Here is a 17,070-nt window from a genome sequence, read left to right as displayed (position 1 = left end):
TCGCCGAAGGATTGGCGTGGCCGGATGAACCCGCGCAAAAGAAAACGGATGTCCTGTCTGGTAACGGGACATCCGTCATTGTCGGCTCATGCAGCGAACCGTTCTGCTCACGCAGGACAGATGCGTCGCGCTGGGAGGGCCGTTTGTCAACCATTCTCCGAAGGAAAACGAAATGCTTTCGTCTAACGTTTCTCAACCGATCGGCCGTACGAGCGAAGTTCCTGAAGCGGTCGGGGCAATGGCGTCGCGGTCTGTGATGGCGAGTGGACGCCCACCGTATCGTGTCGGGTCTTTCTTCCCTCGCCCAAACGTGCGCGCGTTGAGGGCTTACGCTTCGAGGCACGTAGAGAAATGTCACAACGATGCCTCTTCCGACCGCGTCGCTGATGCGGTCATTGGCACTTCACCCAGTACTTCGTGCGCGACTAAGAAGCTGGCTCCTTGCGGATGCCGGCGCGAGGAACCGCAACGGAGTGCTGACAGGTACGCAGTGAATAGGGGCGCAGTCGTTGCCGGTGATGACGTCGGTTTCCCCGACCTGACGCAGCGAGCGTGCTGCATAGCCGCTTACTGGAATGCCTTCGTAGTTGGACGTCTGTTTCAGGAGCATCGCCTGCGATAGGAGGATGCTCCGTATGAAACAGATCCTCGCCGCCCTGGCTCACTGGTTCTCAGTAAGCGGGGCCGCACGCTGCGCTTGCTCAGCAACCGTCGCAGCATTTCATGCTTGCCGGCGGAGAATACATTCGCAACCCGTCGGGCGTGCCTGCATAACGCGACCCTTCTATTCGACAAGGAGTTTGCAATGGACTCATCTATAACCCACGCCGAACGCCTCGCATGCCCCAACCTCATGGCGCGGCGACAGGACGTCTGTGATCGTAGCGGCAGGCCGCGACCCAGAAAGGCGGGAATCTCCGAGGTCCCAACTGTTGGCAAATCGCTTGAGCGTACGGGACCGTTGATACCCGAATACCAAGTGCTACCCGGGCGGGACTACCCTGGAGTGTTTGAGACGTGCTGGCCCGATGCGCCCGCTAACAAAACTGCGCTATACGGACCGACTCGCACGAAGTGCGCAGACGGCTCGGTGAACGATTTCTTCGAGCTTTATCTTTCATCCACACGCTTCTGGGGCACGGCAATACACGGTCCGGTAGGCTTCAGACTTAAGAAGGGAGATCCATCTATCGTTAGAAGGAAACCAACCATCGAATTGGCAAAAGAGGTCGTGAGAGTAAGCCTAGTGTTCAAGGTTAACGACGATACGGGAGTAGTGAGCCTTTCTCGCGCGCCACTCGGATCGCTGAGCGGGAGCAGTATTAGTACGCCCGGCATTGGAGTGGCGGTCCTCCCCAATCCACAGATTTTCTACGATCGGCCTGACGCGGTTGCCGCCCTCGCCGATGCACTTAGATGGCAGGTTAGGACCATCGAGTGCGCTGTCGACCGCGTCAGTCCACAGCCGCAGAAGATCTGGCAGGCTGGCATAAAACGTCGCTTCCAAGTTGCCGCTCAGTTCGTCTACGGTAAGGAATGTGCTCAGGGCACTATAACCACAATGGTGGATGGGGTATATGACTCCACGCGGCTTAGGGTGCGGCAAACACCTTATGACGTGCCCAGCTCGAATCGACGTTCGAACAATCTCGCCAAATTCGCGCGCCTCCACTTGGACTTTCTCGGGGGATGTGAGCTCTCTGAGGGGCGCACGCCCTCGATGATTAACACGGAGAACACGCCCGGTTGCAGTGCCCCTGAACCTCGTTGTCTTGAACCTTACCGGTCGCCTTGCTTGCCTGACCGGGTTCGGCGCATCAACGTCCATGGATATTCAGTGCCTGCACAACAGCGCAGTTGGACGCGAGGTCACTGATGTTCGAACTACCGTTGTGCGACAGGTCCATGAAGTATGAGTCGTGGGCTTGCCTAACATAGACGCCATCTCCGCGTTGCTGGAGCATACTGCCGCATGACCGATGGGGACGCAAAGAGATGTACGAACTCCACCAACCATATTTAATTTGTAGTACGTATCGATTGGAAGAAGATCGAATATGCTAATTCCGTTCATTATGGATTCGGAGTCGGTTTCCGGCTTTACAATGCGGCGCGCGTCACTTCTGCTCGACCGTTCGATCGCATCTATGGCGCGGAGGAATCTTGGCGTCAGTCGGCTTCTTGTCGGACTGCCCGCGGGTAACCTTGCGCAATTGGCATTGGAGACTGCCGGTGTCCTGGGATCCGTGGACGACATTGTTGACCAGCACACTACGATCCCCGCTGCAATGCATCTCATGCTGCCACAGCCGGATCGTCATCACATTCTCGCACGCATTAGGCGAGGGGCATGCTTTGACCGTGAACTAAGCTATGCAGCCTTGGGAAAAGGTTTGTACCGAACTCGGCTGGGAGGTGCCTACTGTCAGCGCTGCGCATGCGACGACGAGGCGAAGTTTGGATTTCCTTACTGGAGGATTGAGTGGGAGTACACCGGCGTTGGCGCCTGTCCTATTCATAGGGTCTCGCTAACTAGAGGATGCGGGCGCTGTAGAGAAAGCCAAGCGTTCAATGAGCTTATAAGATCTCCCTCTGCCGAGTGTTTTTGCGGGAGCTTGGCGAAGCCGTTGTTGCCAGAAAGTAGCAGCGAATTAGAGACACACATCCGGATAGCGACGCTTTTGACGCTAGCGCGCCGCTCGAATCGCTACTATGCCGACGAGTGTTACTTAGGCGCTTTGTTCCGTCAACGTGCACGTGACTTGGGATTCAGGCGGGGCGCCCGGTTGGATCGCGCCTCGCTATTTGAGCAGTTCCGGTTTCGATACGGAGACAAACTTTTAAATGACCTTGGCCTGAAAGGGGCGGGTGGCCCTCCCTCGTTTGTGCACTCTCTATCAGAAGGGGCAAAACAGGCTGGAGTGCTGCGGGTTGCATATCTGATTGACTTCCTTTGGGAAAGCTTTGAGCAGTTCGAGGAAAGCGTTTCCGCGTTCGCATTAGCGGGCGAAGAAACGAAGTGTCGCTTGCGGTCGCCAAGAGGTCAAGCATACTCATCGGAAAAATTGGAGTCGGCAACCGCTCGCGTCCGAGAGTATGTGCGAGGGAACCCGGATGCGACGCGAAGCCAACTTCTCGCAAAGTGCAGCTATGCGGCTTGCTATTTGATGCTACATGACCGGAAAACGTACGAGGCCGTTGCACCACCAAGTCGCAGGCGCACTGGTTACGCCGCTGGCCGATCAAGTCGAATGGCTCAACTAGACGACGTTCTGGCGGAGTACGTACAGATGAGGTGCGAGACATTGCGATCCGGTCCGGAGCAGGAGTGGCGCAGGTTATCTGTACGGACATTGCTATTAGGTCATCCCGCGGAACGTACGTTTTATACGTTAAAAAGTGATCTGCCAAAAACGAGCGCGTTAATAACCGGCATACAGAATGATCCGCGTTGGACAGGAAAATAAGGGTGCTATGGAATCATCGAAGTCTTATTTTATTTAATAAGGAGTGAGAATTAAAAATAATATGAGAAGACTGAAAATAAATTATGTTTATCCGTTTTGTAAATTACTTGGCTTCAATCGCGATATTAAATCAATTTTATGGTTTGAAAATTGTGAGGTAGAAATGGATGAATTAAACGTGATTTTACCATGCTTGTTGGAGGACGAGACAATTATGTCTTTCATCACCCGTGCCACCTTCCTATCTGGTATCGGTTGGATTATGGATCTCTGGAGGTTATTCTGTGGCTCGCTGTCGTTTCCGCCGCTTGCGTACCCCACTGGCCTTGATAGACTCGGGCTGGCATTGGGTATGAACGGAGGAGAGGTGCTCGTCCAGAAGCACACGGGTTTGCCTGCGTATAGATTGTTTTCGAATAAACGAATTTATGCTAATTCTGTTCTGAAGATGAGGGACCAAAGCAGCTTGCGGCAGGGTATTGCAACAGCATTTTCCAAAGATGGAAATCGATACGCTGCCCGGTATTGCAAATTATGTGCGATAGATGATTTTCGAAAGTTCGGGACTTCTTATTTTCGGAGATTTCACTGTCTTCCCGGAGTATTGGCATGTGATGTTCACGAATGCTCGCTTACGGCGGGTTGCGGTCGTTGTGCGTGGACCAGCGGCAAATCGCATCGATCATGGCTTCCCTCTATCGACTGCGTTTGCGGGGGACTAACTGTACCTTGTCTACCTCGGAGAACGAATATTGAACCCTATATCCGTATAGCGAAAATGATCCGATCTTTTATTTTGGTTTCGGATTTTGATGTAATTACCCGGGAAATTGTGGGGGAGGCGTATAAAAGTAAACTTCTGAGTCTTGGAATCGAAAATGGAGAGTGTTTAAGAAAATATGTGTGCGGTGCGTATCGCGACAGCGTACTAACTCGTCTGAATATCGGGTTGGACGGAGGTTGGTTGGAACAAATTGTAAAATGTGGAACTGTGCCAATTGGTTTGGCAAAAAATGCCATAATAATGAATTTACTTTTTGGATCTTATAAAAAATTGCAGAATTATGCAAAAAACATCGACGTTGGCATGTCGGGTGAAAAATTGACGTCCTGTAAAGAATCTATATTGATGGACATCAAAAATCATACGAATGATGGGCTCCGTGAGATACGCCGACGATTACCTGATGAATACGCCTATGTCGAGAATTTCGATAGGGCGTGGCTTGAAGAGCATCTTAGACATATATATCATGGGAGTGATTCGGTTCATTATTTTTCGAGAAGAGCAGAGATCGATATAAAATTGCTTTCGCATGTAAAAAATAAACACGCCTCTCTATGTGACGAGACACGTAGACCTGTAAAAATAACCAAGCGAAAATTACTCGATGGATTCCCAGCGTATTCGATGATTTCGAAGAATCTTAATCTATATCCCCGCTCGGCTGCTTTTGTAAATAAAGTTTCTGAAACTCCTGAGCGGTATATGTGTAGGCTTGCCAGATATTTATGGACGTACGGCAATCCTGGGACTTCTACCATGAGCGTTTATATCAAGTTGCTCACTGGCTTGTCGGCGCCAGTCGCCGCTCGGTTGGCGCGCGGTTCCCTTCCTAGGAACGGGGAGGAGCCCCCGCAGGTTCGGCAGTTAATGCGCGACCGCCGTCGCCAGAACGCAGGTAAGCGCAGGATCTCCGCTAGCTAATGGCGGCGAGAAGGGTGGGGCCGAAATTCGGGTGTTTAATATCGTAAGGAGAATGATTCATGAAACAACCATGGATACGCGATCGGCTAATAGATGGACTGATTGAGATGGCGCATTGTCGAACCGACGAGTCCAACCCGAGGTTCAAAAACAATCCTCTCGTGACCTGTCTTCCGGGCCCTCTGTCTAGGACAGAAGCCCAGGAATTTTTGGTCGTGGAACCTGAGAAACGACCTCGTGGATTCAGCTCGCTTCCACTTGAAGTTCGAATGGAATTTGCCGGAGAGATCAAGCACGTGTTTGTGCCGGCTGTCGCGCATATTCGGGCGATCCAACGATTTGTGCAAATGTTGTCCGGGTCATATAGATATCGTAATCCGCATGATCCTGAATTCCAGCAATTTCTTTGGACAGTAGTCAGAGCAAGTTCTCCAGTCATCGCTCCTCGGATCGCGGGATCGATTGGTCCGGCAAGCGGCGGCGTCTTGATTGGTCCAACCGGTATCGGGAAATCGTCCGCCATTACTCGCGTCCCCAACGCAGGTAAACGTGGCGCTGTCCCTAAGTGATGACGACGAAAGGGCCAGGGTCGAAATTTGCGTGTTTCATATCGTAAGGAGAATGATTCATGAAACAACTGTTAAGCGAGGCGGATCTTTTGCGTGCTCCATGGATACGTGATCGGCTGATAGATGGACTGATTGAAGTAGCGCGTTATCGAACCGACGAGTTCAACCCGAGGTTCAAAAACAATCCTCTCGTGACCTGTCTTCCGGGCCCTCTGTCTAGGACAGAGGCCCAGGAATTTTTGGCTGTGGAGCCTGAGAAACGACCTCGTGGATTCAGCTTGCTTCCACTTGAAGTTCGAATGGAATTTGCCGGAGAGATCAAGCACGTGTTTGTGCCGGCTGTCGCGCATATTCGGGCGATCCAGCGATTTGTGCAAATGCTAAGGGAGTCATATAGACATCGTAATCCGCTTGATCCTGAATTCCAGCAATTTCTTTGGACAGTAGTCAGAGCAAGTTCTCCAGTCATCGCTGCTCGGATCGCGGGATCGATTGGTCCGGCAAGCGGCGGCGTTCTGATTGGTCCATCCGGCAGCGGGAAATCCTGCACTATTGCTCGCGGGCGTGTCTATATACGCCAATGTGCAAGAATCCACATGGAATTCGGTGGTAAGCCATGCATATGGCCACAGATTCCCATTCTTTACGTTAGCGCAGCTGGAAGAACGTCGCCTAGGCAACTCGCCGTAGCGATCGCGGCCGAAGTGGATTCCATGCTTCCATCTCACTTCGAAGATATGATCAAGAAAAATTCGGATCATGTTCTGCAGCTCTCGAAGATTTTGAGTTCGAATCTTGTTGGATTCGTCTTTATCGACGACTGCCAACTTTGGAGTCGCGTCGACCAGCGATTGCGCGACGGGATGTTAGGTTTAATCGTTGGTACGATGGAAACGTCGGGCGTTCCGTTTATGTGCTCCGGTACCATTCTTCTGCAGGATGTGCTGCAAAGGCACCGGTCGCAATCCGAGAAACTGTTCGCACAAGGGACGCTGGAAATACCGCCGGTCAGGAACGGGCAGGAAATTCACGATATCTGCGAAAAAATGTGGCAGCGTCAGGTTACACCTTGGCAAATTGAAATGCCTTCGTGGTTCCCGTTAGAGGTATATCGCCGTACCGCTGGTCTGCGCCGCTATATAGCCGAATTTCTTGAACCGCTGTTCGCGCAGATTGCGGAGGACAATTTGCGAAAGATTTCGGAGAAATACGTGCGCGATTTCGCTGACCGAGAGCTGGCCGGGATCGCCCCCGGCGTGGAAATCATGCATTGTGCATATAAAGGGCAGGGTGTATCAATAGAGCTGTTGAAAAAGTACGAAGAATATATTGATACTGATAAATATCGACTTGCGGTGCTTAGGCGTAATGCGCGGCTAGCGCACATCTCAGAGAGGCGCGCAAATAAAGAAATTGCGAAGCGAAAAATAGCTAAATAAAATTCCGAGGCGACGTCGTAGTAATCTAGGTTTGATGGATAAAAATCGATCAAGGGCGTAGCAGGGTGTGTCGGCAATCGAGATCGAGAATGCGATAGCTCTTGTGGAGTTACCTAAATCGTTAGGATGGGGAAATTTCGAATTTTCCTCCGGGAGGTAGCTTTATGATGCACGATTTGGAATTCCCCTGTGTCAACCTTCCGGATGACCCGCTCGGAATACCTCACGGAGCTGATTATGTTCCAGTGATTCAGGCAGGTGTAAATTCTACCTATACGCTGGACTACCTGTTTAACAGTAGGAAGAACGGGCGAACTTGTGATTGTCTCGGTATGGGTGAAAAAGGAATGGCTTGTCTTCTCGAGATTTCGCCATTTGTTCTAGCGTACCGCTGCCAGTATCCGCTGTTGTTGCAGCCGGCACGTGTCGCCTTGGACGAGTACGTTTGTGGGTTGCGATCTGAAAAACCGGAGATACGGCGTCGAGATGTTTTGAGTTTGGATATCGTTGTTACTGCGACGACGCAAGGGGGGCAGCTTGACTACACAGTTCTTTCACACAAAACTGAACACGACCGGCTGAAAACAAAGGTAAAGCGCAGGCTCGCTCGCGAACGAAGAGATAGCGAAATCGTTGGTTATAATCATGTTGTCTTTTCTCGTAGCCGTGTTCTTGACGAATGTGGTAAATCTGCTAGGCAAATTAGCTTGTGGGGGAAGGGACTCGATTTCAATTCGGAATTGGCAGCAGCCCGAGATGTGGGAGAATTTTTCTATCGCGAATACGACTACGGTGCACTTGATGTATTTTTGCGTAAGCTCGCAAGGCGCCTCAATTTAGGCATCGACCAAACGTATAAATTGTTTTCTGCAGCCGTAAATTTCGGATTCATTTATATTGACCTCTCTCATCCGGTGCGAACCGCATATCCTGTTTGCTTAATTCAACCCAACGAGGCGGTGCCGCCATGGATCTCTTATTGTGGGAAGGTCAGCAGCTCTTTGGCAGCCTAAAGGGTGTCCGGGGGAAGAGGTACTATCGCACGGTGTGGGTTGATTCAAAGAATGATACGGTTTTCATACGGCAGGTATATTCTGATGTACCGGCTAATAGCTCACTCGCAAAAAAATACTCAATCAAGGAGGTTGAGGCGCGTCTAAGATCTGGAAAATTAATTGAGCAAGAGGAAAGTATTCGACCTGCTGTTATGAGTCAGTTGCGAGATGATCCCGAAGATGAATTTAAGGCGCGTGCGACGCAAGCGTATAGACAACGGTTACTGGGTAATTTAATTACAGCAGAGGGACGCAGCAGGTTCTACAGTGACATTCACGAGCGCTCTCGGCTGCTTCGCGAGCAGGCTAAGAGGGCGGGGGTTTCCGTTCAGCGCCTTTTGATGTTGCTCACATTCTACGAAAACTTCGGCTGCGACGTGGTCGCATTGCGGCCTTATCCGTCGGCTGAAACTCGTAAAAGGGGGGCAGTGTTGAAGAAGAGAGGTGCGAAGAATGTGTACGAAAAGGGTAACAGTAGAAGCCCGCTAAAGAACTATCCGGTTACGAGATGGGCGTTGCGCCACATACAGTGGGCAGTCTGGCATCTGGTGATTTTGTTGGGCTTTACCTATGAGGATGCACGCGTAATCATGCATCGACGCTTCTGGCACCAAGACAACGGTGCTAAGTCAGAGGGGACAAGAACGCGTTACCCTGTGAAAATGTCGAAAATGGTTACGGCCGCTCAATTTGCCGCGTATGCTCGACGATATAAAAAAAATCCGGAGAAGCTGAGGCACCTCGTTGGCGCCCGCGAGTGGCGGGACCGATACGCGGCGGGCCGGGGAACCGCCGCAGACCTCGCATTGGGCCCAGGGGATATCCTTGTCATTGATGGGACCATCGCGAAGTTTGAGATCGTCTCTTCTATCTCGCGTCGCCCGATTGGCCGTCCCACTCTTATGGTAGTAGCGGACCTTTGGACCGGGACCATTTTGTCGATCCATATAACCACGAATCCTGAAAGCGCAAATACGTACAGGTCGGTGTTATTTAGGGCTTGCACGTCGCAGGGTCGCCTGATGAAGCAATTGGGGCTTCCAGAAAATCTCTTTGACTTCAAAGTCAGACCAAATGATATTTTGGTCGATCGGGGATCAGCAAACTCGAAGAGATTTCGCCAACCATTAACATCTCCGGACGGTGCTGATATAGGGCTAATGATCGCGCCAATCGCCTGTGGTCGCGCCAAGGGAACCATAGAAAGTCTGATAAACGTTCTCACCCGGCGTCTAAGAAACCTGCCAGGCGCTTTTACGAGAGAAAGGACAGAGCTCGCAAAGGACGGCCGCCGGCGGTCGAAATTAGTTGCAAAAGTAACACGCAAAGAGTTGCTTCGTTATGCTTACGAAGCTGCAAAAGAATATAACGAGCAGTTGCTTCTTAAGCGACACTTTCCTGAGACTCGTCGGGCGAGCGAACCGAAAGCCAATCCTTCGCGCGAAGAACTTTTCAGGCACGCGGTGTCCGGCAGAAGGGGAGGGGAGAATCGTCAATTTGCCGAAACCGATGTGTATACCGCATTGCTGCCGCGCTTACGGCCGCGCAGGATGTCGAAAGAAGGCGTGAGCCATCAAGATGCGGATTTCACGAGTGAGCAGTATCGACTGGCATATGAAATAGAGATTTCAAAGTGTCTGGGAGATCCAAAAAAGCTGCCGATGATCACCCCACTTCAGGACCCCGACGATCCGACGGTGTTGTATTGGAAGCGAAGTCCAGGTGACATTGTACTTCTGGAGTGTTCTCCGACGGATGCTCAGCGTTGGCGTGGATTAGTTGTGGAGGACGTGGAACTCGATCTTGGAGTTCAGGATAGCAAAACGAAGATAAGGCACGAGAGAAAAAAAACGTTCTCGACGCCTCTGCCGGGCCATGTTGTGGATTCTTTCATAAATTCACGACATACAGTGCGCAATCGCCTGTCCTCAGGGGAGCAAGCCACGGCACGCGCAGCCGAGGGAAAGCTTGAAAAGTACGAGGCAGCCGAAAGAGCTAGATTGCACGCTGGGAAGGTGGCAGCTAGAAGTGTGAGTGGTCATGAAGGTGCCGACAGGCAGCCTGTCCAAACCGCCTCGCGTGATACTCAAACGAGTGCCGAGGATCGCGAAGTCGAGCAGCAGGTTCGCGCCGCACGAGATCAAGCGAAACGAGACCTCCGTGAAGGGATGGCTAAGATCATTAGCGGACGCGGTTCCTAACCGGTCGACCCCGCTTTGATTTTGTCAAAACTGACGTTTCGCAGTCGTCTCAACGTTAGGGGGTTAAAAACTTGACTTGGCGATCGAGATGTTCAAATGATCGAAGACGATTGGGGTACCCTCCAAAAGGTTGTTCGGCAATATGCTGCAGTGCCGTAAGCGCTTCTAACGCTATTTTTTTAACGGGCTTATTTGTAGACCCACAGGCGGGGATCGGCATCGGCGTCGAGCTCGTGACGATCGGCACGTATATCTCGGAGCTGGTGCCCAAGCAGATTCGCGGCCGCGCTTTCGCGTGCGAGCAGGCTGTCGGTTTTACGGCGGTGCCGGTGGTCGCGTTTCTGTCCTATCTGCTGGTGCCGCGCACGCTGTTCGGACTCGACGGCTGGCGCTGGGTGGTGCTGATCGGCGCGCACGGTGCGCTGTTCGTGTGGTGGATCCGGCGCGCGTTGCCGGAAAGCCCGCGTTGGCTCGCGCAACAAGGGCGTCTCGCCGAAGCCGAGCGCGTGATGAATGAACTGGAAGCGAAAGTGCGCAGCGAATACGGCCGCGAACTGCCGCCGCCCGCACCGCCCGTGCCGGTTGCGCCGCGCGGCCGCTTCCGCGATATGTGGGTGCCGCCGTACCGCCGCCGCACGCTGATGATGACGATCTTCAATATCTTCCAGACAGTCGGCTTCTACGGCTTCGCGAACTGGGTGCCGACGCTGCTGATCAAGCAGGGCATAACGATCACCACGAGCCTGATGTACTCGAGCGTCATTGCGCTGGCCGCCCCAATCGGTCCGGTGATCGGCCTCTTTATCGGCGACCGCTTCGAGCGCAAGACGGTGATCGTGACGATGGCGGCCGTGAATATCGTGTGCGGTCTGTGGTTCAGCCAGGCGTCCGGCGCGGTGTTGCTGGTGAGCCTCGGCGTGTGTCTGACGCTCGCGGGCAATATCATTTCGTACAGCTACCATGCGTATCAAACCGAGCTTTTTCCGACCAGCATCCGTGCACGCGCGGTGGGCTTTGTCTACTCGTGGAGCCGTTTTTCGGCGATTTTCACAGCGTTTCTGATTGCGGCGGTGCTGAAGCACTTCGGCACGACCGGCGTGTTCGTGTTTATCGCCGGTGCGATGCTGGTCGTCATGCTGGCGATCGGTTTGATGGGACCGCGGACGAAGGGCATTGAACTGGAGAAAATCTCTCAGTAGCCCACGGACTCTGAGTGGTGCCGAAAGCTGTCGACCCCGTGCGGCCCGCAAAGAAGCTAGTCAGAGCGCGCGTTTCGAAGAGCCCGGGCTATCTCTGCCACGAGCTGATGCTGTTGATACGGTTTGCGCAGCCTTGGGATGTCCAGGCTCGCCCCCTGTGGCAGATCGGCGTAGCCTGTGGCGAGGAGAATCGGAAGGTTCGGTCGCAACTCGCGTGCAGCGATGGCCAACTGCACTCCGGTCATCTTTGGCATCGAGTAGTCGGTAATGAGGAGATCCACTTTCTGCCCGTTCTTCAGTACTTCGAGTGCCTTTGCGCCGGAGTCCGCTTCAATGACCTCGTGCCCCATGTCCTCAAGCAGGTACGCCGTGCTTGTGGCAATCAAGGCGTCGTCATCGACGACGAGGATGGTGGCATGTATGGAATCGATAGGATTGCCTTGAGGCTTAGGTTCTGTCAGCCGTGGCGCAATCGGCTCCTGTGAAGTAACCGGCAGCCATAACGATGCCCGGGTGCCACGCCCCAATTCACTTTCGAGCCGTAGCGAGCCGTTCAATTGCAGCGCCAGTCCGTGAATCATCGACAGGCCCAGTCCGGTGCCCTTGCCGAGTTCCTTGGTCGTAAAGAAAGGCTCCGTCGCCTTGGCGAGCGTTGCGGCGTCCATGCCTTTTCCCGTGTCGCTAACGGTAAGGCACAGATAGTCACCGGCTGTAAGTTCATCTCGCCCCGGCGAATTAGCCACGTCAACGCTAATTGATAATGTCCCCCCGTCCGGCATCGCGTCGCGGGCGTTGACGACAAGATTGAGCAACGCGAGCTCGATCTGGTTAGCGTCCACCAAGGTAAGCGGCAACGTATCGGGTAGGTCGAGCTTGAGTTCTATCTGCGACCCGATCGACCGTTCCAGCAAGTCAGTGATCCCGCGAATCAGATGGGAGAGATGCGTCGGTTCAATCTTGAGGTCCTGTTGCCTTGCGAAAGCCAGAAGACGTTGCGTCAGGGCGGCACCCCGTTGCGCTCCCTTAAGGGCGCCGTCGATCAAACGCCCCGTCTTCGGATCGTCCGGAATCTGCTTGCGCAACAGTTCAAGATTGCCCATCACCGCCATCAGCAGGTTGTTGAAGTCGTGGGCCACACCTCCGGTTATCTGGCCAATCATTTCCATCTTCTGACCCTGGCGCAGAAGTTCTTCTGTGCGCTCGCGTTGCCGGATCTCATCCAGGACAACCTGATGGGCACGTTCGAGTTCCGCGGTCCGCTCGGCAACTTTCGTTTCAAGCGTCTCATTGACACGGCGCAGGCTGTCTTCGGTGGTTTTGCGCGCGGTGACATCGGATGCCACGCCGACAAGCCGCATACCATTCCGTGATCCGTCGCGTACCAGGCGGGCGCGAAGTTCAGCCCAATGCAGGGTTGCATCGGGCCAGACGGTGCGGCATTCAATCGTGAAATCGCAGGCTGTTGCGTAGCTCTCGCTCACGGCGTTCCGCATCCGGTCACGATCGTCGGGATGGACGCTCGCGACGAGTTGCCCATATGAGAAATCCGCGTACGGCACACGTCCGAAGACTGCCTTGCAGGTGGCCGACGTAATGAGGCCGGAGGTCGACAGATCCAGCTCCCAGGAACCCAGTTGGCCAGCCGTGAGCGCGGTGTGCAGGCGCGCCTCGCCCTCATGCAACTCTTCAATGCGGGAGCGGGCCTCGAACTGTCGAAACCGGCCGCGCAATGCGGTGCCTACCACGCTAATAAATGTCGTCGGGTGAAACGGACGCTCGAGAAAGGTCACGTTCCCGAGCATCGTCGATAGCTCGGCGAGTTGCCCATCTCCATCCGGCGTGCCGCGACGCTGGGTCAGCACGATAAACGGGAAGTCTGACCATGCGGGTTGCGCCGCTACCCAGGCCGCTAGCGCACGGAGGTCACCACCGCGGAGCGCTTCTTCGGTGACGACCGCGCAACTGATCTCGTCGCTCAGCATGGCAGAGAAACGCACGAGGTCCGGGCACACAATCGCTTCCGCTCTCGCTTCGCGCAGAAGGGCAAGCGCCACGGAGGCGTCCCGCCCTGCCGGCGTGAACACTAATGCCGGGCAGAGGGTGCGGTCAGTGGGGTTCATTGCCGGCCGCACCCGGGGTCAGCAGCGGTCCGGTAGTGCCGACAAAAGTCGGCACGCCGCGCAGCACCCCCTGAAAATCGTCCAGAGGTGCGCCAAGGATCAGGCCGCTCTGGCCGATGCGAAACTCCCGGATGGATTCTTCGTGGTGACCGGTGCGTTTCTTGATGATGGAGACCGCGCGCCGCACCCGTCCCAAGGCCTCGAAATAACGCAGCAGGATGACTGTATCCGCGAGATAAGTCACATCCACCGGCGCCTTCATATCGCCGACCAGGCCGTGCTGCGCCACGGTCAGAAAAGTGGTCGCGCCTTGCCTGTTCAGATATTGGAGCAACTCATGAATATGCAGCACCAGCGCGTTTTCCTGGGGCATCGCAGCCTGGTAGCCGTTCAGGCTGTCGATGGCCACGGTCTTTGCCTGCGCATGGTCGACGCGCTCGCGTACGCGATGAGCGAACTCGCCAGGAGACAGTTCCGCGGCATCAACCTGCTCGATAAGCAGTTTGCCCGCGTCGCGCATGGCTTCCAGATCAAAACCCATTGCGAGGGTTCGGTCAAACAGCAGTCCGAGTTCCTCGTCAAAGACGAATAGCGCCGCTTTCTCGCCTCGTGCGATCGCTGCGGCAATAAACTGGAGCACGAAGGTGCTCTTGCCTGTACCAGCTGGACCAAGAACCAGCGTGCTGGACCCTTGCTCCACACCACCGCCAAGGAGCGCGTCCAGTTCGGCGACGCCGCTGGCTATCTGCCGGCGCTCGAACTTCGTCCGATGTTCTGACGCGACGAGGCGCGGGAACACTGAAATGCCGCCCTTCTTGATCGAGAAGTCGTGATATCCGCCACGAATCGCGTGGCCGCGGTACTTCGCGACTCTGAGCCTGCGCCGCTCGGCCCCATAGTCGGGCGCGAGCTCCTCAAGCTTGATGACACCGTGGGCGACGCTATGAACGGTTTTATCCGCAGCGTCCGAGGTCAGATCATCCAGCAACAGGACTGTCGCACCATGGCGCGAAAAGTAATGCTTGAACGCGAGAACCTGGCGGCGATATCGCAAAGAGCTTTGAGCGAGCAGACGTATTTCCGACAAACTGTCGAGGACTACGCGCTTTGGCTTCACCCGCTCGAAAGCGCCCAGAATCAGCCTGGTGGTCTCACCGAGTTCGAGGTCTGAGGAATACAACAGGCTTTGCTGCTGGTCGGCGTCAAGCAGGCTTTCCGGCGGCACGACCTCGAACACCTCGATTTTGTCGTTGAGACGCCAGCCGTGAGAAGCCGCACCGCTGCGCAACTCCTGTTCTGTTTCGGACAAGGTGATGTAAAGACCTTGCTCGCCGGTCTCCGCGCCCGCCAGCAGGAAACGCAGAGCGATAGTGGTTTTCCCGGTCCCAGGTTCGCCTTCGAGAAGGAAAAGATTTCCTTGAGTCAGGCCGCCGCTCAGAACGTCGTCCAATCCCGGCACGCCGGTTGGGGCCATGGGTCTCGTACCTGTGATGCCTGTCTCAGCGTCCATTGAGCGCTCCCAGTTCCTTCATGATTTTGTGGGGAAGAGTGCGTCTTGGGATTCGGAGCAGAGCGTCCGCCAGTGAAACGCGAGCTCGCTGGAGGTCGTACTCGCACTGAATACGCAACCAGAAGATAGGGGGTAACCCGGCGAGCACCCCAAGGCGCGTGGCCATCTCCGGGGTGATCGCAGTGCTGCCGTCGAGGATCCGATGCAACGTTTGGCGCGAAATTCCGAGATCGCGAGCGGCCTGGCTCACCGAAAGCGTCAAGCCGGGTAAAACATGGTCGCGCAGGAAGGTGCCCGGGTGGGGTGTTTCGACGAGTCTTGAAGACCCTTTAGCGGCCGCCGCTTTCATATCGCGCTGTCAACTCCCGTGTGACACTCGGTCCAGAGTATCACAGGATGTTCTGCCGTAAGCGCGCGCTATTTATGCGTCACGGCTCCCCATGAGACTACGGCCTCGTGTCGACGGACATTTCGCCCTGCCTATGCCAGAGCTTCTGCTCTGAGAGCGGGGCGCCCACGTATCGGTGTGGCGCGATCCCCTGATTGCGTCGCTGTCCGGTTTGACCCACGGTCGCAAACGATCCTGCCTACGCAAGCGGTGCCCCGGCCCAGACTCCCGAAGCGGACTACACTTCCGTTAACAAGGCCAAAGCGGCCTGCAGGCCACGGTGACCGGAGGAGACAGCATGGACCTGTTCATGTCGATGGAGGCGTTCGTACGAGCCGCGGAAGCGCAGAGCTTCGCTGGCGCCGCGCGCCAGCTGGGTGTCGCCAAATCGGTGGTGACCTCGCGGGTCAAGCAGCTCGAAGACCATTTCGGCGTGCCGCTGTTTCATCGTTCGACGCGGGCAGTGCGCCTGTCGGAGCTCGGCGAGACGTACTACCGCGAATGCGCCGAACTGGTCAACAAGGTCCACGATCTGTCCGGACGCTCGCGCGGCGATCCGCAGGCGCTCGCCGGCACGCTCAATATCCACGTTCTGCCGGGTTTCGCGCTTGGCCATTTTTCGCAAACGCTGATCGAATTCCGCGCCGCTTACCCACGCGTCGAGTTCGTCGTGACCGTCAACGACCGGGTGATCGATCCGGTGCAGGAAGGCTTCGACCTGGCCTTGCAGATCTATCCGCCGGCGTCGAATCTGCTGGTGGAGCGGCGTCTGTTTCCCGTGCGTGGCGTGCTGTGCGCCGCGCCCGGTTATCTGAAGGAAGAGCCGGTGATCGAGACGCCGCTCGACCTGCTGCGGCACGATTTCGCCCGTTATTCGTACTATCCTTGGGGCGACAAGTGGCCGCTGATGCGCGGCAGCGAGTGCTTCGAAATCGCACTGAATCCCGTGCTCAAAACCAATAGCGTGCACCTGCTGCTCGAGTTCGCGCGGGCCGGTGCGGGCGTCGTCTATCTGCCGACCATGGTCGCCGCGGCCGATCTGCTCGAGCGGCGCCTTGAACGGGTGCTGCCGGAGTACGCAGCGCCGCCGCTGTGGCTGTCGGCGGTCTATCCCGCCTCACACCGCTCGACCACCAAGGTCAAGGCTTTCGTCGACTTCCTGCGCACCCGCTATCTGCGCGAACCGCAGTGGGACAGGGCGCTCGGCATCACGCCGCCGGACGACGAGACCAAAAGCGTCGGCGAGGAGCTGGCCGAGGACTGAGAACCCCCCGCAGGGCTCTCGGGGTTCGCCACCAGGTAGTTTCCCTGGCGCGATTTTGAAGCACCCAGGGTTCGCGTTTCCCGACCCTCAGAACATTGCTGTTGCGCCTGCCGCAACTTAATCTTCAATCCAGGCAACGCATTCGTGGAT

Annotated in this window: 11 protein-coding genes; 8 read left to right on the top strand and 3 right to left on the bottom strand. The window is 55.3% G+C overall.

Annotation, left to right across the window (positions count from 1 at the left end; translation table 11 throughout):
- Nucleotides 1-2,057: 2,057 nt before the first annotated feature.
- From AYM40_RS43870 to AYM40_RS29125, 7 genes are all read left to right on the top strand, one after another.
- Nucleotides 2,058-3,467, top strand: a complete 1,410-nt coding sequence (locus tag AYM40_RS43870) for a TniQ family protein (RefSeq protein ID WP_148662330.1) — start codon at nucleotides 2,058-2,060, stop codon at nucleotides 3,465-3,467.
- A gap of 43 nt (nucleotides 3,468-3,510) precedes the next feature.
- Entirely contained in the window at nucleotides 3,511-5,175 is a 1,665-nt protein-coding gene (locus tag AYM40_RS39205) for a TnsD family Tn7-like transposition protein (protein ID WP_148662329.1), read from the top strand.
- A 59-nt stretch (nucleotides 5,176-5,234) separates the two neighbouring features.
- Complete coding sequence (locus AYM40_RS40760; protein WP_148662328.1) at nucleotides 5,235-5,744, top strand: hypothetical protein; 510 nt, start codon at nucleotides 5,235-5,237, stop codon at nucleotides 5,742-5,744.
- Between the two features lie 59 nt (nucleotides 5,745-5,803).
- Nucleotides 5,804-7,183 carry a hypothetical protein gene (locus tag AYM40_RS40755; RefSeq protein ID WP_148662327.1) on the top strand — a complete coding sequence of 460 codons (1,380 nt, stop codon included), beginning with the start codon at nucleotides 5,804-5,806 and terminating at the stop codon, nucleotides 7,181-7,183.
- Between the two features lie 164 nt (nucleotides 7,184-7,347).
- Complete coding sequence (locus AYM40_RS40750; protein WP_148662326.1) at nucleotides 7,348-8,196, top strand: hypothetical protein; 849 nt, start codon at nucleotides 7,348-7,350, stop codon at nucleotides 8,194-8,196.
- Nucleotides 8,151-10,439 (top strand): hypothetical protein, encoded by a 2,289-nt coding sequence (locus AYM40_RS29130; RefSeq protein ID WP_063499550.1) that lies wholly within the window; start codon nucleotides 8,151-8,153, stop codon nucleotides 10,437-10,439. Before AYM40_RS40750 ends, AYM40_RS29130 begins: the two co-directional genes overlap by 46 nt.
- Nucleotides 10,440-10,510: 71 nt before the next feature.
- Entirely contained in the window at nucleotides 10,511-11,638 is a 1,128-nt protein-coding gene (locus AYM40_RS29125; protein ID WP_335341212.1) for an MFS transporter, read from the top strand.
- A 56-nt stretch (nucleotides 11,639-11,694) separates the two neighbouring features.
- Here the strand turns inward: AYM40_RS29125 and AYM40_RS29120 are convergent, their stop codons facing one another.
- From AYM40_RS29120 to AYM40_RS29110, 3 genes are read right to left on the bottom strand one after another with little or no spacing between them, the layout of a single operon-like run.
- On the bottom strand, nucleotides 11,695-13,758 hold the full coding sequence (locus AYM40_RS29120; RefSeq protein WP_063499549.1) for an ATP-binding protein: 2,064 nt from the start codon (nucleotides 13,756-13,758) through the stop codon (nucleotides 11,695-11,697).
- Nucleotides 13,745-15,232: an ATPase domain-containing protein gene (locus AYM40_RS29115; RefSeq protein ID WP_148662325.1), complete on the bottom strand. Its 1,488-nt coding sequence runs from the start codon at nucleotides 15,230-15,232 to the stop codon at nucleotides 13,745-13,747. Before AYM40_RS29115 ends, AYM40_RS29120 begins: the two co-directional genes overlap by 14 nt.
- Before the next feature lie 25 nt (nucleotides 15,233-15,257).
- Nucleotides 15,258-15,617 carry a HigA family addiction module antitoxin gene (locus AYM40_RS29110; RefSeq protein WP_063499547.1) on the bottom strand — a complete coding sequence of 120 codons (360 nt, stop codon included), beginning with the start codon at nucleotides 15,615-15,617 and terminating at the stop codon, nucleotides 15,258-15,260.
- A gap of 337 nt (nucleotides 15,618-15,954) precedes the next feature.
- On the opposite strand from AYM40_RS29110, the gene AYM40_RS29105 reads away from it, so the two are divergent.
- Nucleotides 15,955-16,920, top strand: a complete 966-nt coding sequence (locus AYM40_RS29105) for a LysR family transcriptional regulator (protein WP_063499546.1) — start codon at nucleotides 15,955-15,957, stop codon at nucleotides 16,918-16,920.
- The last annotated feature ends 150 nt before the right edge of the window (nucleotides 16,921-17,070 follow it).

The sequence above is a fragment of the Paraburkholderia phytofirmans OLGA172 genome (genome assembly GCF_001634365.1).
GTDB lineage: Bacteria > Pseudomonadota > Gammaproteobacteria > Burkholderiales > Burkholderiaceae > Paraburkholderia.
The sequence above is the reverse complement of the archived record's forward strand: the minus strand, read 5'-3'. Positions and strand labels throughout refer to the sequence as shown.

Coding starts and splice junctions, on each gene's coding strand:
- AYM40_RS43870 (WP_148662330.1), top strand. CDS start 2,058: ATGCTAATTCCGTTCATTATGGATTCGGAGTCGGTTTCCGGCTTTACA.
- AYM40_RS40760 (WP_148662328.1), top strand. CDS start 5,235: ATGAAACAACCATGGATACGCGATCGGCTAATAGATGGACTGATTGAG.
- AYM40_RS40755 (WP_148662327.1), top strand. CDS start 5,804: ATGAAACAACTGTTAAGCGAGGCGGATCTTTTGCGTGCTCCATGGATA.
- AYM40_RS40750 (WP_148662326.1), top strand. CDS start 7,348: ATGATGCACGATTTGGAATTCCCCTGTGTCAACCTTCCGGATGACCCG.
- AYM40_RS29130 (WP_063499550.1), top strand. CDS start 8,151: ATGGATCTCTTATTGTGGGAAGGTCAGCAGCTCTTTGGCAGCCTAAAG.
- AYM40_RS29120 (WP_063499549.1), bottom strand. CDS start 13,758: ATGAACCCCACTGACCGCACCCTCTGCCCGGCATTAGTGTTCACGCCG.
- AYM40_RS29115 (WP_148662325.1), bottom strand. CDS start 15,232: ATGGCCCCAACCGGCGTGCCGGGATTGGACGACGTTCTGAGCGGCGGC.
- AYM40_RS29110 (WP_063499547.1), bottom strand. CDS start 15,617: ATGAAAGCGGCGGCCGCTAAAGGGTCTTCAAGACTCGTCGAAACACCC.
- AYM40_RS29105 (WP_063499546.1), top strand. CDS start 15,955: ATGGACCTGTTCATGTCGATGGAGGCGTTCGTACGAGCCGCGGAAGCG.